This window comes from Acidipropionibacterium timonense (assembly GCF_900605005.1).
Lineage (GTDB): Bacteria > Actinomycetota > Actinomycetes > Propionibacteriales > Propionibacteriaceae > Cutibacterium > Cutibacterium timonense.
This window is the reverse complement of the sequence record NZ_LR027558.1, coordinates 2,186,506-2,207,092: the sequence shown is the minus strand read 5'-3', so window position 1 is coordinate 2,207,092 and position 20,587 is coordinate 2,186,506. Positions and strand designations below refer to the sequence as shown.

17 protein-coding genes and 1 riboswitch are annotated in these 20,587 nt (G+C 70.4%); of the genes, 8 read left to right on the top strand and 9 right to left on the bottom strand.

Going from position 1 to position 20,587, the window contains the following annotated elements; translation table 11 throughout:
• The first annotated feature begins 46 nt into the window (after window positions 1-46).
• From E0E30_RS10385 to E0E30_RS10370, 4 genes are read left to right on the top strand one after another with little or no spacing between them, the layout of a single operon-like run.
• Window positions 47-772 carry a cytochrome c biogenesis CcdA family protein gene (locus tag E0E30_RS10385; protein ID WP_130866857.1) on the top strand — a complete coding sequence of 242 codons (726 nt, stop codon included), beginning with the start codon at window positions 47-49 and terminating at the stop codon, window positions 770-772.
• Window positions 772-2,337 (top strand): cytochrome c biogenesis protein ResB, encoded by a 1,566-nt coding sequence (gene resB, locus E0E30_RS10380; RefSeq protein ID WP_130866211.1) that lies wholly within the window; start codon window positions 772-774, stop codon window positions 2,335-2,337. Before E0E30_RS10385 ends, resB begins: the two co-directional genes overlap by 1 nt.
• A complete protein-coding gene (ccsB, locus tag E0E30_RS10375) occupies window positions 2,334-3,350 on the top strand; it encodes a c-type cytochrome biogenesis protein CcsB (protein WP_130866210.1) in 1,017 nt (338 codons plus the stop codon). Before resB ends, ccsB begins: the two co-directional genes overlap by 4 nt.
• 14 nt (window positions 3,351-3,364) lie before the next feature.
• Window positions 3,365-4,843 (top strand): GerMN domain-containing protein, encoded by a 1,479-nt coding sequence (locus E0E30_RS10370; RefSeq protein ID WP_130866209.1) that lies wholly within the window; start codon window positions 3,365-3,367, stop codon window positions 4,841-4,843.
• A gap of 49 nt (window positions 4,844-4,892) precedes the next feature.
• Here E0E30_RS10370 and E0E30_RS10365 read toward each other — a convergent pair whose 3' ends face one another.
• The 4 genes from E0E30_RS10365 to E0E30_RS13940 form a co-directional block, all read right to left on the bottom strand.
• Window positions 4,893-5,720 (bottom strand): SDR family NAD(P)-dependent oxidoreductase, encoded by an 828-nt coding sequence (locus E0E30_RS10365; RefSeq protein ID WP_130866208.1) that lies wholly within the window; start codon window positions 5,718-5,720, stop codon window positions 4,893-4,895.
• A 50-nt stretch (window positions 5,721-5,770) separates the two neighbouring features.
• On the bottom strand, window positions 5,771-7,285 hold the full coding sequence (ilvA, locus tag E0E30_RS10360; RefSeq protein WP_130866207.1) for a threonine ammonia-lyase, biosynthetic: 1,515 nt from the start codon (window positions 7,283-7,285) through the stop codon (window positions 5,771-5,773).
• A complete protein-coding gene (ilvD, locus tag E0E30_RS10355) occupies window positions 7,282-9,183 on the bottom strand; it encodes a dihydroxy-acid dehydratase (RefSeq protein WP_130866206.1) in 1,902 nt (633 codons plus the stop codon). Before ilvD ends, ilvA begins: the two co-directional genes overlap by 4 nt.
• Window positions 9,184-9,427: 244 nt before the next feature.
• The gene (locus E0E30_RS13940; RefSeq protein WP_130866205.1) at window positions 9,428-10,126 is read right to left on the bottom strand and encodes a DUF5134 domain-containing protein; all 699 of its coding nucleotides are present in this window, start codon (window positions 10,124-10,126) and stop codon (window positions 9,428-9,430) included.
• 392 nt (window positions 10,127-10,518) lie between these two features.
• Here E0E30_RS13940 and E0E30_RS10345 point away from each other — a divergent pair, with 392 nt between their 5' ends.
• The 4 genes from E0E30_RS10345 to E0E30_RS10330 all read left to right on the top strand — a co-directional run bounded on the left by E0E30_RS10345 (window position 10,519) and on the right by E0E30_RS10330 (window position 15,199).
• Window positions 10,519-11,916 (top strand): mycothione reductase, encoded by a 1,398-nt coding sequence (locus E0E30_RS10345; protein ID WP_130866204.1) that lies wholly within the window; start codon window positions 10,519-10,521, stop codon window positions 11,914-11,916.
• A gap of 202 nt (window positions 11,917-12,118) precedes the next feature.
• Window positions 12,119-12,283, top strand: a riboswitch (cobalamin riboswitch).
• A 27-nt stretch (window positions 12,284-12,310) separates the two neighbouring features.
• Window positions 12,311-13,345, top strand: coding sequence for a FecCD family ABC transporter permease (locus tag E0E30_RS10340; protein ID WP_130866203.1), 1,035 nt, complete (start codon window positions 12,311-12,313; stop codon window positions 13,343-13,345).
• A 1-nt stretch (window position 13,346) separates the two neighbouring features.
• Window positions 13,347-14,180, top strand: coding sequence for an ABC transporter ATP-binding protein (locus E0E30_RS10335; RefSeq protein WP_130866202.1), 834 nt, complete (start codon window positions 13,347-13,349; stop codon window positions 14,178-14,180).
• A complete protein-coding gene (locus E0E30_RS10330) occupies window positions 14,177-15,199 on the top strand; it encodes an ABC transporter substrate-binding protein (protein WP_210115818.1) in 1,023 nt (340 codons plus the stop codon). Before E0E30_RS10335 ends, E0E30_RS10330 begins: the two co-directional genes overlap by 4 nt.
• Window positions 15,200-15,304: 105 nt before the next feature.
• Here E0E30_RS10330 and pstB read toward each other — a convergent pair whose 3' ends face one another.
• The 5 genes from pstB to E0E30_RS10305 all read right to left on the bottom strand — a co-directional run bounded on the left by pstB (window position 15,305) and on the right by E0E30_RS10305 (window position 20,517).
• The gene (gene pstB / locus E0E30_RS10325; RefSeq protein ID WP_130866200.1) at window positions 15,305-16,081 is read right to left on the bottom strand and encodes a phosphate ABC transporter ATP-binding protein PstB; all 777 of its coding nucleotides are present in this window, start codon (window positions 16,079-16,081) and stop codon (window positions 15,305-15,307) included.
• A gap of 22 nt (window positions 16,082-16,103) precedes the next feature.
• Window positions 16,104-17,006: a phosphate ABC transporter permease PstA gene (gene pstA, locus E0E30_RS10320; protein WP_130866199.1), complete on the bottom strand. Its 903-nt coding sequence runs from the start codon at window positions 17,004-17,006 to the stop codon at window positions 16,104-16,106.
• The gene (gene pstC, locus E0E30_RS10315) at window positions 17,003-17,956 is read right to left on the bottom strand and encodes a phosphate ABC transporter permease subunit PstC (protein WP_130866856.1); all 954 of its coding nucleotides are present in this window, start codon (window positions 17,954-17,956) and stop codon (window positions 17,003-17,005) included. The genes pstA and pstC overlap by 4 nt, the downstream gene beginning before the upstream one ends.
• 198 nt (window positions 17,957-18,154) lie before the next feature.
• Complete coding sequence (gene pstS, locus E0E30_RS10310; protein WP_130866198.1) at window positions 18,155-19,348, bottom strand: phosphate ABC transporter substrate-binding protein PstS; 1,194 nt, start codon at window positions 19,346-19,348, stop codon at window positions 18,155-18,157.
• A gap of 233 nt (window positions 19,349-19,581) precedes the next feature.
• Window positions 19,582-20,517: an NUDIX hydrolase gene (locus tag E0E30_RS10305; RefSeq protein ID WP_130866197.1), complete on the bottom strand. Its 936-nt coding sequence runs from the start codon at window positions 20,515-20,517 to the stop codon at window positions 19,582-19,584.
• Window positions 20,518-20,587: the final 70 nt, after the last annotated feature.

Here is a 20,587-nt window from a genome sequence, read left to right as displayed (position 1 = left end):
CCCGCTCGACCTGGGGACCTGGGCGGCCGACGTCCTCCAGGGGTCGATGATCGGTGCCGTCCCGGTGGCCCTGCTCGCCGGTCTGCTGTCCTTCTTCTCGCCCTGCGTCCTGCCCCTCGTGCCCGGATACCTGTCCTATGCCAGCGGCCTGGGGGCGGCCGAGGTGCTCGGGTCCACGACAGGACGCGGACGGCGTCGTCCCCGGATGGTCCTGGGGTCGGGACTGTTCGTCCTGGGATTCGCCGTCGTCTTCGTCGCCACCGGCACCGTCCTCGGTGGGCTGGGTCGTGTCCTGCTGACGCACCAGCGGGCCATCGAGATCGTCGTCGGGTGCCTGACGATCCTCCTCGGTGCCATGTTCGCTGGGTTCGTCCCGTTGGGTCGTGGTCAACTGCGCATCGAGCGTCTGCCGGACGCCGGGCTGGCGGCCGCCCCGGTGCTCGGCCTGGTCTTCGGTCTGGGGTGGACGCCGTGCATCGGCCCGGCCCTCACCGTCGTCTACGGGTTGTCCCTGTCGCAGGGGTCGGCCGGTCGCGGAGCCGTGCTCGCCGCCTGCTACGCCCTCGGCCTGGGGGTGCCCTTCATCGCCGCCGGGGCCGCCCTCGCCTGGATCGGCCGGGCGGTGCGGGCCGTGCAGGCCCATCAGAGGGTCGTCGAGATCGCCGGAGGAGTGCTCATGATCGTCGTCGGCATCCTGCTCGTCACCGGGCTGTGGGGCCAGCTCATGGCCCTGCTGCGCACCTGGGCCGCCAGCTTCGGGGCGGTGATCTGATGGCCAGCACGCTGGGCGTGCGTGCCCTGGCCCGCTGGGTGTGGGGCCAGCTCACGAGCATGAAGACCGCCCTGGTCCTCCTGTTCCTCCTGGCCGCCGCGGCGATCCCCGGGTCCATCGTCCCGCAGACCGCCTCGAGCGCCATCAAGGTGCAGGACTTCGCGGCCCGCCACACCCGACTCGACCCGATCTGTCGCTGGCTCGGGCTGTACCACGTCTACACCTCGGCCTGGTTCTCGGCGATCTACCTCCTGCTGTTCATCAGCCTCATCGGGTGCATCGTCCCGCGCATCATCGCCCAGGTACGCGCCTTGCGCCGTGAGCCGCCGCGGGTGCCCGCCCGACTGCACCTGCTGCCGGCCCATGCCAGTGCCACGACCACCTCGACCGACCGGGACGAGATCGTCGAACGGGCCCGCCCGTGGTTGCGCAAGCGGCACTATCGCGTCGTCGTCGACGAGGACGGGTCGATCCGCGCGGAACGGGGGCTGCACCGCGAGACCGGCAACCTCGTCTTCCACGTCTTCCTCGTCGCCATCCTCGTCGGGGTGGCATGGAACTCGCTGTGGGGCTACAAGGGCACCTCGGTCGTTGTCGTCGGCAACGGGTTCTCCAACTCCATCACCCAGTACGACGACTTCCACGCCGGGGCCATGGTCGACACCGACCGTCTCACCCCCTTCTCGATGACCCTCAAGAGCTTCACCGTCCGGTTCGAGACCGGCACCGTCCAGCGTGGCGCAGCCCGCGAGTTCAAGGCGGTCGTCAGCCTCACCGCTGGCGGTCACACCGTCTCCAGGGCCCTCGAGGTCAACCATCCGTTGTCCATCGGGGGCACCAAGGTGCACCTGCTCGGCCATGGCTACGCCGCCGACGTCACCGTCCGCGACGGGAAGGGGAACGTCGCCTACTCGGGGCCCGTCGTCTTCCTGCCCCAGGACGGCAACTTCAAGAGCGCCGGGGTCATCAACGCCCTCGACGCCCGCCCCTACCGCCTCGCCTTCCAGGGGTTCTTCCTGCCCACCGGGACGATCGGCGCCGGGGGTCCCCAGTCCCTCTTCCCGGACGCCTACCACCCGCAGCTCTACCTCAACGCCTGGTACGGCAAGCCGGCGGCCGAGACCGGGCGGCCGCAGAACATCTACGTGCTCGACACCACCGGGCTCAAGCCGGTGACCGCCAGCGGTGACCGTACCCGGATCGCGCTGAGCCCGGGACAGGGTTACACCCTGCCCGACGGGCTGGGGTCGATCGAGTTCAACGGGTGGACCCGGTGGGCCAAGATCCAGGTGTCCCAGGCCCCTGGCCTGCCCCTCACCTTCGCCTCCGTGCTCATCGCCGTCGCCGGTCTGTGCGTGAGCCTGTTCACCCGACCCCGGCGGCTGTGGCTGCGCCCGCGCGAGGGGGAGGACGGCCTCCTCGTCGAGGTCGGCGGGCTCGACCGGGCCGATTCGCGCACCGGACTCGACGAGGACGTCGCCGAGCTGCTCGACGCCGTCCTCGGACCGGACCGGGAAGCCCGGGATACAGTGTTGTCACCGTCCAGCCAGGGAGGCCAGTCATGACCGTGCAGAGTCTGTCGGCTCTGGGCATCGTCACCGCAGCCGTCGTCTACATGCTCGCCTTCCTCGCCCACGTGGCCGAATGGACCCTCCTGAGGGGGGTCGGCGAGACCACGGCGCAGCCGCCGGTGGTCGAGCGGGAGTTCGCCTCGGTAGGCGTCGGCCGGGCCGGCACCGACGTGACGGTGCCCGACCCTGCGTGGTCACCCGGCGCTGACCTCGCCGACGACGCGCGCACCGACAACGCCAGGGTCCGCTCGGAGACCTGGGGCCGGATGGGGTTGTACCTCACGGTCATCGGCGCGGCCAGCCAAGCGGTCGGCGTCGTCTGCCGTGGCCTGGCGGCGCACCGGGCGCCCTGGGGCAACATGTACGAGTTCGTCACCTCGGCACTCCTCTTCGTCGTCATCGCCTACCTCGTCCTCGTGGCCCGGGCCGGGGTGCGCTGGCTCGGTGTCGGCGTCACCCTGCTGCTCGCGGTCGGCAACGGCCTGGCAGCCACCGTGCTCTACGTCGCCGTCGCGCCGCTCGTCCCGGCCCTGCACTCGGTGTGGTTCCTCATCCACATCGTCGCCGCCTGCCTGGCCGCAGCGGCCCTCAACGTCGGCGCGGTGGCCTCGGTGCTCAACCTCGTCCGGGCGCGCGCCGAGCGTCGCTCCCAGGCCTCCGGGACGCCGATCACCGGCTTCCTGGCCCGGGTGCCGTCCGCCAGGTCCATCGACGTCCTGGCCTACCGGGCGAACGCCTTCGGGTTCGCCATCTGGACCTTCACCATCGCTGCCGGGTCCGTCTGGGCCGAGTACGCCTGGGGCCGGTACTGGGGCTGGGACCCCAAGGAGACCTGGTCCCTGGTCACCTGGGTCGTCTACGCCGGCTACCTCCACGCCCGCGCCACAGCCGGCTGGCGAGGCGGACGGGCCGCCGCCGTCTCCCTCGTCGGCATCGCCTGCTTCTGGTTCAACTTCGTCGGCGTCAACCTGCTCTTCAGCGGGCTGCACTCCTACGCCGGGATCTGAGCACTGGCCCGACCGTGACCATCGAGGACGTCGAGGACCGCGACGCCTGGCTGCCCCAGGCGTGCCATGAGCTGTGGCGACCCCTCGTGAGGTTGGCCGGTCTCCTGCTGGGGCGCACCGACCTGGCCCAGCAGGTCGTCCAGGACGCCTTCGTGTCGGCCTACCGGCGCGATCCGGGGTTGAGGTCGGCCGAGCACCTGGCCGAGTACCTGCGCACGAGCGTCATCAACCGGGTCCGCACCGCGCAACGACGGTCGAGGTCGCACCCGCTCCCCCCCGAACAGGTCGATCCCCCCACCGACCCGTCCGCCAGCCCGGTCCTGGCGGCGCTGCGTTCGGTGCCGCGTCTGCAGCAGGAGGTCCTCGTCCTGCAGTACTGGGCCGACGTCGAGGACACCGAGTGCGCCGAGTGCCTGGGGATCAGTGAGGGCTCGGTCCGGTCGATGCGTGACCACGGGCTCACCGCCCTGGCCCGCGCCCTGCGCTCCGACGGGGCCGAGGGCGAGCCCCTCGACGACCCGCGCACCGAGGCCCTGCTGCGCTCGGCGCTCGAGGGCGCCGCCGAGCGGATCCGACCCGGCGACCGGCTCGACGAGATCCTCGCCGCCGCCCACGACGCCGCCCGCGACCAGGCCCGACCGGGACGCCGGGGTGTCATCCTCGGGGCCCTGGGAGCGCTGGCGGTGGGTTTCGGTATCCCCTTCATCGGCGGCCTGTCCAGCGACCGGTCGAGTGGAGAGGTGGCCGCCACCGGCCGCAACGGGGACACGACGGATCCCCAGGCCTCCGGATCGGTGCCGACCCTGCAGACCGGCGTGCCGGTGTACTACGTCGGACGCGACGACGGGTTGCTCTACCGCGAACTGCGCGACCTGCCGACCCTGGGCGACCGGCTGGGCACGGCGGTGGCGGCGGTGCTCAACGTCGTCCCGCTCGACCCGGACTACCTGTCGCGGTGGTCGGGGGGCCAGGTCAACAGCGCCGTCGTCAAGGGCAACACCATCATCCTCGACGTCTCCGCCTCGGCCTTCGCCGAGTTGAGGACCCGCACCGCCGAGGAGTCGGCCATCCGTCAGCTCGTCTACACCGCGACGGCCGCGGTCGGCGACCGCACCGGCAACAAGACGGTCCGCCTCCTCGTCGACGGGTCGCCCAACCTGCCCATCCTCGGCAAGCCGGCTGCCGATTTCGTCAACGACGGCCCCGCCCGCTGTGCCCCGTTCTGGATCGACGAGCCGCAGGCCGGGGCGGTCGTGCGGGCGGGCACGCTGAGGATGAGCGGCGTCGCCCAGACCGACGTCACCTCGATGTCGTACCTCATCCGAGCGGTGCGGACGAAGGCCATCCACGCCCAGGGCGGGATCGACCTGTCGGTCGAGCAGACCGCCGGATGGCGGTCATGGAGCGCCACCGCCCAGGTGCCCCAGGGCGAACTTCTCATGGCCATCACCGCCGGGACGAGGACGGTCACCCGGGTCATCAGCGCCCAGTGACCCGGGCCGGTGAGGCGCCTGACGGTGAGGTCCGCCGGGGAGCTCCCGGTCAGTCGGCGCGCGGGAACAACCGCGGCAGCCCGCGGTCGACCAGGGGCAGCTCGAGCCAGCTGGGGGCATGGCGGCCGATCGCCGCACCGACGAGATTCGTCGCCCCGTCGACGGCGTACGGCCGGTTCCTGGCCAGGGCGTCGAAGGCGGTGCGCACCACCTGGTCGGGGTGGCGGCTCGCCGTCGGCTGCAGACCGCCGGCCACGTCGAAGAATCCGGTGCGCGTCGGACCGGGACAGATCGCCGTCACCCGGACCCCGGTGTTGCGCGTCTCCTGCCAGAGGGCCTGGGTGAACGACAGGACGAAGGCCTTCGTCGCCGCGTAGGTGGCGAACCCGGGCAGGGGTTGGAAGGCGGCCGTCGAGGCGACGTTGATGACGGATCCGCGGTGGGCCTGGACCATCGTCGGCACGATGAGGGAACACAGATGGACGACCGCCTGGCAGTTGACGTCGACCTGGGCCAGCTGGTCGTCGGGGCCGAGCTCGGTGACCGTCCCCAGGCTGCCGAAGCCGGCGTTGTTGATGAGTGTCTCGGGGCCGATCCCGCGGTCGGTGAGCTCGGCGACGAGGTCATGGCGGGCCTGACGGTCGGCGATGTCGCAGGCGATGACCTCGACCTTGACCCCATGGCCGACCCGCAGCTCGTCGGCGAGGGACTCGAGCACGTCGGCGCGCCGCGAGGTCACCGCGAGGTTGACCCCGCGCGCGGCCAGGTACCGGCAGAAGGCGGTGCCCATGCCGCCGGAGGCGCCGGTCACCAAGGCCCACGGGCGCTCGTCCGAGGTCGCGGCGTCATGGCGCGGTGCGGGATCCGAAGTCTCCATGGGGCCAGTGTTCCACGACCCCCGGTGCGCCAGGAGTGTTCCGGCGGAGCTCAGGGCTCCCGCAGGAAGAACGAGTACGCCGGGGAGTCGGACACGTCGTTCCACGGATAGCCGATCTGGTCGAGGTGGTCGGTGAAGTCGGGATCCTCGGCCGCCCCCTCGAACCCGGCCAGCACCCGCCCCGTGTCCATCCCGAAGCTGCGGTAGTGGAAGAGGGAGATGTTCCAGCGCGCCCCCAGGGTGGTGAGGAAGTGCACCAGCGCCCCGTGGGACTCCGGGAACTCGAAGCTGGCCACCCGCTCGCCGACGGACCTCGACGGGTGTCCGCCGACCATGTACCGCACGTGGGCCTTGGCCGCCTCGTCCTCGGACAGGTCGACGACGTGGTAGCCGGCGTTGCGCAGGGCACCGAGGATCTCACCGCGTTCGGCGTCCGAGTGCAGCTCGGTGCCGACGAAGATCGTCGCCACGTCGGAGTCGGCCAGCCGATAGTTGAACTCGGTGACCATCCGGTCGCCGAGTACCCGGCAGAAGTCGAGGAAGGCCCCGGGACGCTCGGGGATCGCGACGCCGAAGAGACCCTCCCGCTGGGCGCCGAGCTCGGCCCGCTCCGCGATGTACCGCAGCGACCCGAAGTTGAGGTTCGCCCCGGACAGCACCGTGGCCAGGCGCTTGCCCTGCCACCCGTGCTGCCGGGAGTACTTCTTGAGCCCGGCCAGGCCGACAGCCCCGGCGGGTTCGGCGACGGCGCGGGTGTCGTCGAAGATGTCCTTGACCGCCGCGCTGATCTGGTCGGAGGATACGGTGACCACGTCGTCGAGACACTCGGAGAGCACCCGGAAGGTCTCGTCACCGACCCGTGCCACCGCGACGCCCTCGGCGAAGAGGGAGACCCGGTCGAGGGTCACCGGGTGACCGGCCTCGAGTGCGGCGGCCAGGCAGGCCGACTCCTCGGGCTCCACCCCGATGACGGCGACCTCGGGCATGAGCTGCTTGACGAGCACCGCGATCCCGGCGGCCAGCCCGCCTCCGCCCACCGGCACGAAGACGGCGTCGAGGCGGGCGTCGTCCTGGACGAGCTCGAGGCCGATCGTGCCCTGACCGGCGATGACGAGGGGGTCGTCGAAGGGGGCGACGAAGGTGAGGCCCTCGGTCCGGGCCAGCTCGAGGGCGCGCGTCTTGGCGGCATCGAAGGTCTGCCCGTGGAGGACGACCTCGCCGCCGAGGGCCCGGACGGCGTCGACCTTGATGGAGGGGGTGGTCACCGGCATGACGATGACCGCGCGCATCCCCAGCCGGGCCCCTGACAGCGCCACTCCCTGGGCGTGGTTGCCCGCTGACGCGGTGACGACGCCGGCCGCCTGCTCGTCCGCCGAGAGGTGGCGCATCCGGTTGTAGGCCCCGCGGATCTTGAAGGAGTGGACCGGCTGGCGGTCCTCCCGTTTGAGCAGGACGGTGTTGCCCAGACGTGCCGACAGGGCCGGCATGGGATCGAGCGGGGTCTTGACGGCGACCTCGTAGACGGGGGCGCGCAGCACGGCGCGCAGATACTCCTGGGGGGTCACGAGCGCTCCTGCGGCTGGGTGGCCTGGGCCGGCCGGACGAGGGACAGGTCGCGCACCCCGCCGCGGTCGGCGGAGGAGGCGAGCATCCCGTAGGCGCGCAGGGCGGTCGAGACGGCGCGAGGGCGGGGGGAGTGCGGGGTCCAGGCTGCCTGGCCACGGGCCTCCTCCTCGGCCCGGCGTCGCCCGAGTTCGGCATCGTCGACGTCGAGGCCGATGGTCCGGTTCGGAATGTCGATGCGGATGGTGTCCCCGTCGCGGACCAGCCCGATGAGGCCGCCGGAGGCAGCCTCGGGGGAGACGTGCCCGATGCTCAGCCCCGAGGTGCCGCCGGAGAAGCGGCCGTCGGTGAGCAGCGCGCACTCCTTGCCCAGGTGCATCGACTTGAGGTAGCTCGTGGGGTAGAGCATCTCCTGCATCCCGGGGCCTCCCTTGGGCCCCTCGTGCCGGATGACGACGACGTCCCCGGCCTTGACCTGGCGTCCGAGGATGCCGGTGACGGCGTCGTCCTGGGACTCGAAGACGACGGCCGGTCCGCTGAAGGTGAGGATGGAGGAGTCCACCCCGGCGGTCTTGACGATGCAGCCGCGCTCGGCGATGTTGCCGAAGAGCACCGCCAGGCCGCCGTCGGCCGAGTAGGCATGGGCGAGATCACGGATGCAGCCGCTCTCCCGGTCCGTGTCGAGGCTCTGCCAGCGGCTGGACTGGGAGAACATCTCGGTCGTGCGGACGCCGCCCGGGGCGGCCGCGTAGAGGGTCCGCACCTGCTCGGAGGGGGAGCCCAGGAGGTCGTGGGCCGCCAGCTCGTCGGCCAGGGTGGCCGGGGAGCCGTCGGCGGCCGACCAGACCGTCGAGGTGGAGGTGTCGAGCAGGCCGGCCCGGTCGAGCTCGGCGAGGATGCCGAGCACCCCGCCGGCGCGGTGGACGTCCTCGACGTGGAAGAGGTTCGTCGACGGCGCGACCTTGCACAGGTGCGGCACCTTGCGGGAGAGGGCGTCGATGTCGGCCATGGTGAAGTCGACACCGGCCTCCTGGGCGGCCGCCAGCAGGTGCAGGACGGTGTTCGTCGACCCGCCCATGGCGATGTCCAGGCTCATGGCGTTGCAGAAGGCGGCCTTGGAGGCGATGGACCGCGGCAGGACGGAGGGGTCGTCCTCGTCGTACCAGCGATGGGCCAGCTCGACGGCCCGCCGTCCGGCCTCCTCGAAGAGCGTGCGACGGTCGGCGTGGGTCGCCAGCAGGGTGCCGTTGCCGGGCAGCGACAGGCCGAGGGCCTCGGTGAGGCAGTTCATCGAGTTGGCGGTGAACATGCCCGAGCACGACCCACAGGTGGGGCAGGCGGCCGACTCCATGAGGTCGACGTCGGCGTCGTCGGTGCTCTCGTCGCCGGCGGCCACCATGACGTCGATGAGGTCGAGCTTGCGATCGCCCTGGGACAGTGCGGCCCTGCCGGCCTCCATGGGTCCTCCGGAGACGAAGACCACCGGGATGTCGAGGCGCAGGGCGGCCATGAGCATGCCGGGGGTGATCTTGTCGCAGTTCGAGATGCACACCAGGGCGTCGGCGCAGTGGGCATTGACCATGTACTCCACCGAGTCGGCGATGAGTTCGCGGCTGGGCAGCGAGTAGAGCATCCCGTCGTGACCCATGGCGATGCCGTCGTCGACGGCGATGGTGTTGAACTCCTTGGGGACGCCGCCGGCGGCCCGGACCTCGTCGGCGACTATACGGCCGACGTCACGCAGGCCGACGTGGCCGGGGACGAACTGGGTGAAGGAGTTGGCGATGGCGACGATGGGCTTGCCGAAGTCGTCCGGTCCGGTGCCGGTGGCGCGCCACAGGGCGCGGGCGCCGGCCATGGCGCGGCCGGAGGTGCTGGTGGCGGAACGCAGGACGGGCATGGGGCCTCCTCGGGACGGGTCAGCTGCAGTGGCTCCTCAGACGACGACGCCCTCCCGATGGGGGAGGGCGCGCGGTCGAGGTCGACGGGGGCTTACAGGGCCGCGCGCCGATCAATGATGAGCAGACCGATGGTCATGTCCGAAGGGTATCGCCGCGGTCCGGACCCCGGAAGGTTCGTGGTCACTGGGTGAGACGCCGTCCTTCCGGGGCCCGGACCCGGACCGGTGTGCCGGGCCTGCGGCGTCAGGGATGGAGGTGGCCCATGAACGGCAGGATCGGGGCGACCAGGCCGGTGCTCATCCACGCCATGCCGAACCCCATGGCCAGATCGGCCAGCCCGGACAGTCGGGCGGTCATCGGGGAGGTGGCGACGACGTGGCACAACGGGGCGTGGGCGTGGTGTTCGGGACGCCCGGTGATCGCCCGCCTCGCCCCGACGACGGCGATGGCCAGCAGGACGAGCATGAGCGGGATGCCGACCACCGCGTAGCTGTGCAGGGCGGACATCGAGCCGGACATGTGGCCCGACCCGCCCATGCCGGACTTCATGTCGTGTCCCATGCCGCCCATGGCGGTGCTGGTCATGGACGACATGGCCCGGTGCATGGTGCGCATCGCAGACAGGTGCCACACCATGGCGGCGAACATGCCGACGTGCCCCCAGGCAGCCCACGACGGACGCCACAGGGCCATGGCCAGCATCCAGGCGGTGAAGACGGCGTAGAGGACGACGACGACGGTGTGGCCCGAGGAGCCGAGGTGCCACCAGGAGCGGGGCACCATGGCGAGCATCGTCGCGGCCATGACGAGGTGGATGAGGCTGGAGATGCGCTGGACGAGGGTCGTCGCCCGGACGACGTCGCGCAGACTCCAGAGGATCGACCAGGCGAAGAGGATGAGCAGGCCGACGAAGGTGACAGGGTTGGCGGTGAGGGTGAACATGGTGCTCTCGGTGCAGGGTCCGGCGACGCCGGACGACGGCATTCACCGGACCGAGGGCAGACCTGTGGTCAGACCCGCGGTGGGCACGTATGGGTCCTGCGGTGGATCCGCAGGTGGGCGGTCGCTGGGGGTGGTCCGGCGCGGGGTGACCCCGGCCGGCGGACCCTGGTGCGGTCGCGGCCCGCAGTCTAGCGGGCCCTGCGGCCCCGTGCCGTCCCGTCGGCCTGCGGCCCCGCGCCGTCCCGTCGGCCTGCGGCCCCGCGCCGTCCGGTCGATGCGTGGACCCGTGCCGTCCAGTGACCTCCGAGGCCGCGCCCGCGCCCGGGGGCCACTGGGCCGACGTCGCCCGGCCGGTCCCCACCCTGCCGGAGGCCGCGTGGAAGACTGTGCCCATGGAGCACTACGACGTCGCCATCATCGGGTCCGGCTCGGGGAACACCATCCCCGGCGACGACTTCGCCGACAAGCGGGTCGCCCTCATCGACGCGGGCACCTTCGGGGGCACCTGTCTCAACGCCGGGTGCATCCCCTCGAAGATGTGGGTGCTGCCGGCCGACATGGCGGCCGGGGTCGACGTCGCCGGGCGGCTCGGTGTCGACCTGGAGTTCCACGGCGCCGACTGGCGGGCCATTCGGGACCGGATCTTCACTCGCATCGACCCCATCTCGGTGGCCGGGCGGCAGTACCGTCGCTGCCAGGACAACCTCACCCTGTACGAGGACGAGGCCTCCTTCGTCGACCCGCACACCCTCACGGTCGGCGGGCAGCAGATCAGCGCCGACCAGATCGTCCTGGCCGCCGGATCGCGGCCCCGGGTCCCCGACGTGCCGGGGATCGACGACGAGCGGTGGGTCGACAAGGTGCTCACCTCCGACCAGATCCTGCGGTTGGACGAGCGCCCCGACCGACTCGTCATCCTCGGCGGTGGGTTCATCGCCGCCGAGTTCGCCCACGTCTTCTCGGCCCTGGGCAGCAAGGTCACCGTCGTCAACCGGTCGGGCCGGATGCTGCGCCGGGAGGACGACGAGATCTCGCGGAGGTTCACCGAGCAGCTGTCGTGGTCGGTGTCGCTGCGGATGAACGAGCAGCTCGTCGGCGTCGGACGCGACCCGGGTGGCCACCTCGTCGTCGAGACGGTCGACCAGTACGGGGTCGGGTACGAGTACCCGGCCGACATCGTCCTCAACGCCACCGGGCGGGTGCCCAACGGTGACCGGCTCAACCTGCGCGCTGCCGGGGTGCGCGTCGACGAGCGCGGGTTCGTCGTCGTCGACGAGCACCAGCGCACGAGCCAGCCGCACATCTGGGCCCTCGGTGACGTCTGCTCCCACTGGGAACTCAAGCACGTCGCCAATGCCGAGGCGCGGGTCGTCGCCCACAACCTGCTCCATCCGGACGACCTGGTGAGTTCGGACCACCGGTTCGTCCCGCACGCGGTCTTCAGCGACCCCCAGGTGGCCTCGGTGGGACGCACCGAGCAGGACCTGCGCCAGTCGGAGACCCCCTTCGTCTCCTACCTCCAGGAGTACGCCGACGTCGCCTACGGCTGGGCCCTCGAGGACACCGGGCACTGCGTCAAGCTGCTGGGGGAGCCGGGCACGGGTCGGCTGCTCGGCGCCCACGTCATCGGTCCCCAGGCGGCCTCGATCATCCAGCCGCTCATCACGGCGATGAGCTTCGGCATCGAGCCGCAGGAGATGGCCCGCGGGCAGTACTGGATCCACCCGGCCCTGCCCGAGGTGGTCGAGAACGCCCTGCTCGGGCTGGTCGACGCCGCCCGAACCGCCTGAGTGCGAGGCCCATGGGCGCCTCGGTGGGGCCCCCATGGGGCCCGTCGCGCGATGCCACCGCCACGATTCCCCGCGCAACTGACCGGGCTTCCGCGCAACCGGCTCTGACCGGGCCGTGACTGACGGGCGTTGGAGTTGCGCGGGGAATCGTGGCGGCCCTCCCCGATGACCGGGGTGCCTGCATGCCGCGCATGCGCACGCGGTATCGTGTGCCACGTCCAGCGACAGGGAACCCGGTGGGACTCCGGGACTGACGCGCAGCGGTGAGGTGGACGGCGGGCAGCAGGCCACTGGGGAGACCATCCTCGGGAAGGCGCCCGGCCGGAGGAAGCCGAGTCCGAAGACCTGCTGGACGTCGTCTGTCCGCGGCCGCGCGAATCGGCCCCTACCGGGGATGGTTGTCGTCTTGTCCACCCACGTCGCCCACGTCCGGCGCCTGCGCATCGGTCTCCTGGTCCTCCTCCTGTTCCTCACGCCGCTGGCGAGCATCGCCTTCGGCGCTGCGGCCGTCCCGGTGCGCGACGTCGTCGACGTCCTGGCATCCCACCTCGGCCTGCGGGACGCCGGTGATCCCGTCCTCGACGCCATCATCTGGACCAACCGCATGCCGCGGATCCTGGCCGGGATCGGCACCGGGGCGGTCCTGGCCGTCGCGGGAGTCGGACTCCAGGCCATCGTCCGCAACCCCCTGGCCGAGCCGTACGTCCTCGGGGTGAGCTCGGGAGCATCGACCGGCGCCGCCGCGGGAATCATCCTCCTGGGGCTGCAGAGCACCCCGGCGGTCGCCTCGCTGGCCTGCGTCGGGGCCCTCGTCGCCACCGCACTGGTCATGGCTGTCGGCGGTCGGTCCGGCGGGACGACGCTCACCCTCGTCCTGGCCGGGTTGGCGGTCGGCTTCATCTTCCAAACCCTGACGAACCTCGTCATCTTCTCCTCGGACTCACCGGAGGCCGCGCGATCGGTGATGTTCTGGATGCTCGGATCGTTGTCGAAGGTCGACTGGACGCAGAGTTGCTGGATCCTCCTCGTAGCCCTGGTGACGGTCGCCCTGCTGTGGTGGTGCGCCCCGTGGCTCGACGCCCTGGCCGGAGGGGATCGCAGCGCCCTGGCGTTGGGGATCGACCCCGTCCGCACCCGCTGCCTGCTCCTCGTGCCCCTCTCCTCGGCGGTGGCCGTCGTCGTCGCCCTCATCGGTGGGATCGGCTTCGTCGGCCTCATCATCCCGCACCTCATGCGGGCCTGGACCGGGCACGGCCACCGCGGGCTCATCATCTCGGCAGCCCTCGGCGGGGCGATCTTCCTCGTGGGGGCCGACACCCTCTCGCGGACCCTCTTCAGCCCCTCCGAGTTGCCGGTGGGGGTGGTGACCGGCCTGCTCGGGGCGCCCTTCCTCCTGCTCATGGTCGGACGACTCGGGACGGCCCGCTGAGATGCTCACAGCAGAGGATGTCGTCATCAGGCGTGGTGGCAGGGTCGTCATCGACCACGTCGAGCTCACCGCTCGCGGGGGACGCGTCGTCGGGATCGTCGGGCCCAACGGAGCCGGGAAGACGACCCTCGTCGAGGCCCTCCACGGGGCGCTGCGTGCCGACGAGGGACGGGTGGTCGTCGACGGGCTCGATCTCAGGTCGATGACACGTCGTGGGATCGCACGGTCGATCGCCGTCGTCAACCAGGACCGTGACGCCGTCCTTCCCCTGTCGGTGCGGGAGGTCGTCACCCTGGGGCGGCTGGCTCACCGTAGCCTGGTGGCCTACGGCGATGACGCCGACCGGATCCTGGTCGACCGGGCCCTGGACCGGGTCGATCTGACCGCCCTGGCCGACCGTCTCATCACCCAGGTCTCCGGGGGTGAACGGCAACGGGCGCTCATCGCCCGGGCCATCGTCCAGGACGCCGACCACCTCCTGCTCGACGAACCGACGAACCACCTCGACCTGCAGCACCAGTTCGCCTTGCTGCACCTGGTGCGCGGGATCGCCGCCACGACCGTCGTCGTGCTCCACGACCTCAATCTCGCCGCCAGCCTGTGCGATGACCTCATCCTCCTGGACCGAGGACGAGTCGTGGCATCCGGGCCGACCGATGACGTTCTCGACCCGGAACTGCTCACCGGGGTGTACCGGGTGAGGGTGCACCGGGTCGACGTGGCCGGTCGGGCCCGCCTCTTCTTCGACGCCCTCGACGAGGAACCGCCGGGCTTCCCGACCACGACCTCCGGCCCGACAGGGGGCCGGCCCTCACGAACGATGGGAGAACGATGAACGACCGACGATGGATCCGACGGGGCCGGCGGCTGCTGGCCGCGCTCGTGGCGACCGGGACGGCCGTGGGCATGTGCGCCTGTGGTGGGACCTCCACGACGGCGACGACGAGTGCGAGCTCCGGCTCGGCCACCGCCGGCCCGGCCCGTACCGTCATGAGCTGCACGGAGAAGCTCACCTTCACCAGTGCCCCGAGGAGGGTCATCCTCATGAGCGAGACCGATGTCTCGGTCATGGCGAAGCCCGGACTGCTCGACTCCGTTGTGGGGCGGGCCGGCCCGCTCAAGACCGAGAACCACGACTCCGCCACCGCGGCCAGGCTCAAGGCCATCCCGGTGGTCTCCTCCACCAAACTCGCCACGGGCGGGGCCCGGATCTCCACCGAGACGATCGTCGCCAGCCGCGCCGATCTCGTCATCGGCTACGACAGCGGGGTCGACCGGGACGCGCTGCGCCGGTCCGGGATCAAGCTCTACTCCCCCGATGCCTGGTGCGAGTCGCCCAGCGCCGCCAGGGCGACCTTCGGGCTGGCCAGGGACGAGGTGACCAAGGTCGCGCAGATCTTCGGTGTCCAGGACCGGGCGAGGAAGGTCAACGCCCAACTGGCCGCCGATGAGACGGCCCTGACGAGGTCGGCGACCCGGCGGGGGAGCGCAGCGGCGTTCTGGATCGACCCCGGGGCCTCGACGTTCTACACCTACGGGTCCTCGAGCATGGTGCAACCGATCTTCGAGGCCAATGGTCTGACCAACGTCTACGGGGACCAGTCCAAGCGGGTCTTCGACGCGACGATGGAGGACGTCCTCAAGCGCGATCCGGAGTGGATCGTCCTGCTGGCGCAGACCGGGGCGGTGGACAAGGTCACCCCGGCCTTCCTCGGGTTCAAGGGGGCGTCCAGTCTCCGCGCCGTCAAGGCCGGTCACGTCGTCGCCATGCCCTTCGCCCTCACCGATCCGCCGACCCCGCTGTCGCTCGAGGGAGCGAAGGAACTCCACAGGTTGCTCGAGCAGAAATCCTGAACGGACCGGTCGTGCGGGGTCGCTCTCCCGCACGACCGACGTCAGGAGGGCCCCCGCTCCAGCGGGGGCCCTCCTGACGTCACGGACCCCGGGGCCGGGGAAGGATCAGCCGAATCGACCCGAGATGTAGTCCTCGGTGGCCTTCTCCTTGGGGTTGGAGAAGATCTTGTCGGTCGTGTCGATCTCGACAAGGTGGCCGGGCTCGCCCTGGGCGCGCAGGTTGAAGAACGCGGTCTGGTCGGAGACGCGGGCCGCCTGCTGCATGTTGTGGGTGACGATGACCACGGTGAAGCGTTCCTTGAGCTCACCGATGAGGTCCTCGATGGCCAGGGTCGAGATGGGGTCGAGGGCCGAGCAGGGCTCGTCCATGAGGAGCACCTCGGGCTCGACGGCGGTGGCCCGGGCGATGCACAGACGCTGCTGCTGACCGCCCGACAGGGAGGCGCCGGACCGGTCGAGCCGGTCCTTGACCTCGTCCCACAGATTGGCCCCGCGCAGGGCCTTCTCGCACACCTCGTCGAGGCTCTTCTTGTCCTTGACGCCGTTGAGTCGCAGCCCCGCCACGACGTTGTCGCGGATCGACATCGCCGGGAAGGGGTTGGCCCGCTGGAAGACCATCCCGATGTTGCGCCGCACGGCGACCGGGTCGACCCCCTTGCCGTAGAGGTCGACCCCGTCGAGAAGGACGTGGCCCTTGCAGTAGGCGCCGGGGATGACCTCGTGCATGCGGTTGAGGGTGCGCAGCACCGTCGACTTGCCGCAGCCGGAGGGTCCGATGAAGGCGGTGACAGTTCGCGGCTCGACGGTGAAGTTCACCGAGTCGACGGCATGGAAGTCGCCGTAGTAGATGTTGAGGTCCTTGACCTCGATCCGCTTGGCCATGTGTGTTCAGCTCGCTTTCGTGTCACTTGCCCATCCGGCGCAGGTACCGGCGAGAGATAGCTCGGGCGATGAGGTTGAGTCCCATGACGAGGATGATGAGGGTCACCGCGGCACCCCAGACGGAGGGGGTGTCCACTCCTCCTCGGGTGTACGCATCCGTGATGATCGTGGGGATCGTCGCGAAGTTGGGGACGTCGGGGTTGGCGGTGAAGTTCGTGTTGTACTGCAGCAGCACGATGAGCGGGGCGGTCTCGCCCATGACTCGGGCCAGGCCCAGGACGATGCCGGTGAGGATGCCGGACACCGAGGTCGGCAGGACGACGTTCATGATCGTCTTCCACTTGGGCACGCCGAGGGCGTAGGAGGCCTCGCGCAAGGAGTCGGGCACGAGCTTGAGCATCTCCTCGGTCGACCGCAGGACGGTCGGCACCATGAGGATCATGAGGGCCAGGGACGCCGCCCAGGCCGACTGGGTGCCGCGCAGGGTCGTCACGACCACGGCGAAGACGAAGAGGGCCGCGACGATCGACGGGACGCCGGTGAGGACGTCGACCGAGAAGCTGATGATCCTGGCGGTCCTCGTGCCGCGGGCGTACTCGACGAGGTAGATGGCCGTGAGCAGGGCGATGGGGATCGAGATGACCGAGGTGATGAGGCCGATCTCGAGGGTTCCGACGATGGCGTGGATGGCTCCCTGCTTGGCGGAGTCGAGGGCGGGATCCATGGTGTTGGTCCACCAGGTGACGTGCAGGAGGGCCTTGAACCCCTTGCTCAGGGCCGACCACAACAGCCACACGAGGGGGATGACGGCCAGAGCCGTCGCGAAGACCATGAACCCGGAGGCGAGGGCGCTCTTGGTGGTGCGGATCCCGGAGGGACGAGTCAGGTCGAGGGTGCCGTTCTCGGGTGTGGTGGGGGCACTCATCGCTTGACCCCTCTCTCCGCGATCAGCCGGGCCGCGGCATTGACGATGAAGGTGATGACGAAGAGCGACAGGGCCGAGGCCACGAGGGCTCCCAGGGCCTTCGGATCGTTCGTCGCCTCCGAGAAGTCGCGGGCGATCTTCGAGGCGAAGGTCTCACCACCGGTGAAGATCGACAGGTCGAGCTTCTGGACCAGCTGCATCGGGCTGATCGTCTGGAGGATGAGGGTGACGGCCAGGGTCTCACCGAGGGCACGACCCAGACCGAGCATCGAACCGGAGATGATGCCCGACTTGGAGTGCGGCAGGACCGCCAGCCTGATGACCTCCCAGCGCGTCGACCCGAGGGCCATGGCGGCCTCGATCTGGTCGCGCGGGGTCTGCAACATGACGTCGCGGCTCACGGCCGTGATGATGGGCAGGATCATGATGGCCAGCACCTGGGAGGCCAGGAAGATCGTGCCGGTCGGGTCGGCCCAGCCGTCGACGGGCTTGAACAGGGGGATCCAGCCCAGGGCGCCGGTGATGATGTCGCGGATCCAGCGCACGACTCCCGAGGAACCGAGGACGACGCCGCCCCACAGGCCGTAGACGATCGAGGGGACGGCGGCCAGCAGGTCGACGACGAAGGCCACCGGGCCGGCGAGCTTCTTCGGGGCGAGCTGGGTGATGAACAGGGCGATGCCGATGGCCAGGGGCACGGCGACGAGGAGAGCGAGGATCGACGAGATGACCGTCGTCCACAGCAGGGCCTGGATGCCGAACTGGAGCGGCGACTCGTCGGTGACCCACTGCCGACTGGTGAAGAAGTTGACGCTGTCATCACTGAGGGCCGGGACGGCGCGCCAGATGAGGAAGGCGAAGATGACGAGGACGAGGACGGCCAGGAGAATCGCGATCGTCGAGGACAAGCCCGAGAAGACTCGGTCGCCCACCCGCGAGACGGGTTTCATCTGCGCGACGGCGCTCGAGGGCCTCGATCCGGAGGTCTCGGGTGCCGCGCTGGAGGAACGCCGGGGGCTGACGGCGTCGGGCTGGTTGGCGGGGGGAACCATGTGCATCCTTCCTGGAACCGCAAGGGGCGGGAGGGCGAACCCGAACCGTTCGCCCTCCCGCCTCAGGGAGACGTCAGTGGCAAGGACGTCGTGACGTCAGGAGAGGGCCTGAGCGGAGGTGAGGACCTTCTGGGAGACGTCGGACGGCAGCGGGGCGTAGCCGAGCTCCTGGATCTTCTTCTGCTCGGTCGAGGAGGCGTAGAAGGACATGAAGTCCTTGATGAGCGCCGTCTTGGCCGAGTCGAGGCCCTTCGAGCAGACGATCTCGTAGGTCACCAGGACGGCGGGGTAGACGCCGGCCGGGGTGTCCTTGTACTGCAGGTCGAGCTTGAGGTCGTTGCCCTCGCCAGCGGCCTTGGCGGCGCTCACGGCCTTGCCAGCGGTCTCGCCGGTGAGCTCGACCGCACCGTTGCCGTTGTCGATGGCGGCCATCGACAGGCTGTTCTTGGTGGCGTAGCTCCACTCGGTGTACGAGATCGAGTTCTTGGTCGACTTGACGGCCTGGGAGACACCGGCCGACTTGTCGGCACCCTTGCCGGTGCCCTTCCAGGACTTCGAGTGCTTCTCGGTCCAGACGTCGCCGGCGGCCTTGTTGAGGTAGTTCGTGAAGTTGTCGGTGGTGCCCGACTCGTCCGAACGGTAGAAGACGGAGATCGCGGCGGAGGGCAGCGTGGCGCTGGGGTTCTCCTTCTTGATCTCGGCATCGTCCCACTTGGTGATCTTGCCGGCGAAGATCTTGGCGAGGGTCTCGCTCGTCAGGGTGAGCTTGTCGACGCCGTCGAGGTTGTAGATGACGGCGATCGGGCCGGCGGCCAGCGGCAGGTGCCAGGCGTCGTTGCCACCGCAACGGGCCTTGGCCTTGGCGACCTCACCCTTGTCGGCGCTGAGGGCCGAGTCGGAGCCGGCGAAGTCGGTCTGCTTGCCGATGAAGGCCTGGATGCCGGCGCCCGAGCCGGTCACCGAGTAGTTGATCTTGGCGCCGGAGCAGGCGGCCAGGTAGTCCTTGATGACCTCGTTGATGGCATTGGCCTGAGCGGACGAGCCGCCGCCGGAGATGCTGCCGCCGGGGCAGGTGGGCTTGTAGTCGGCGCCCATGGCGGACGAGCTGGAATCGGTCGAGGCGCTGGCCGAGCTCGAGTCCATCGAGGAGGCCGAGGAGGTGGCCATCGCCGAGGCGCTGTCGGAGGCGGAAGGGGTGGAGCCGGAGTTGCTCGAGTTGGAGCCACAGGCGGTGAGGGCGAGGGCGCCGACGGCGGCGAGGGCGGTGATCTTGGCGAGACGGTTCGTCACAGGAATTCCTTGAAGATCGGGGAACAGGATTTCCGCGTCGAGGCCGCCTGCGCGGACCTCGTGCAGAGCACACGCTAGGAGACCGATGTGTACGGACGGCCCCACGAAGATGAACGCAGGGTGAACAAGGCGTTCACAGTCCGATTCCTGGCCGATTCGTGCGGTCCCGAGCCGCCGGCAGGGCGCCGCTGTTGTGACATTTCGCACAGAGGGGAGGTGGAGCGCGAGAGGTCTCAGACCGGCGAGACCACCCACTCCTGGCGGACCGCCACCCCGCGCTCGTCGAGGTGGACGACGAGACACTCGGCCGTCGACATCGGATGCTTGCCGGCGGTGAGGAGGTCGCGCATGAGCGGCAGCACCGGCCGGTGTCCGCAGATCGCCACCGGTCCGGAGGGGTCGACGATGGCCTCGCCGATGATCCGGTCCATCGCCCGGGCCGTGCTGCGCGGGTCGAGGCTGTGGCTCTCCTCGCTGAACTCCTCCCGCGACTCCACCTCGAGCCCGGTGAGGTCGGCATAGGGTTCGAGGGTCTCCAGGCACCGGGTCGAGGTGGAACTCACGAGTCGTCGGACCCCGTAGGCGTCGAGGAGCTGGGCCAACTCGCGGGCCTGACGCCGTCCGCGCCGGTCGAGGGGGCGCAGGGCGTCCGCCGCGCCGTTGCCCCGGGACACCCAGTCCTTTCGGCTCATCGCCTTGGCATGACGCGCCAGGATGACGGTGGCGGTCGTCGGCAGGGCAAGGGCCTCCTCGAGGACCTGCACCTCGGTGCCGTGGCTCAATCGATCCGGGGCCGCGTCGACCGGCACCCAGACGACGGCGTCGACCTCCCCGCCCGTGTCCCGGGCATCCGTGGACTGCCCGTCCGGCTCGTCGGGGGTGCCGTCGACCTCGTGGCCGACCCACCATCGGACGACCTTGGGGCCCTGACGTGGCACCGAGTACTCGATCGGTTGCAGGCTCGCCCCCAGCCGTACCCGCAGCCCGGTCTCCTCGCCGACCTCGCGCACCGCGGTGTGCGCCAGGACCTCGCCCGACTCGATCTTCCCCTTGGGGAGGGTGAGGTCGTCGTAGCGGGGCCGGTGCACCGCCAGCACGAGGCGGCGGCCGTCCGGGCCGGTGCGCAGCACAACCGCCCCGGCAGCCTGGATGGGGCCGCGTTGGCTCATGGCTCCTCCCGTCGCGGCATGACTACTGCTCCTCCCGTCGCGGCATGACTACTGCTCCTCCCGTCGCGGC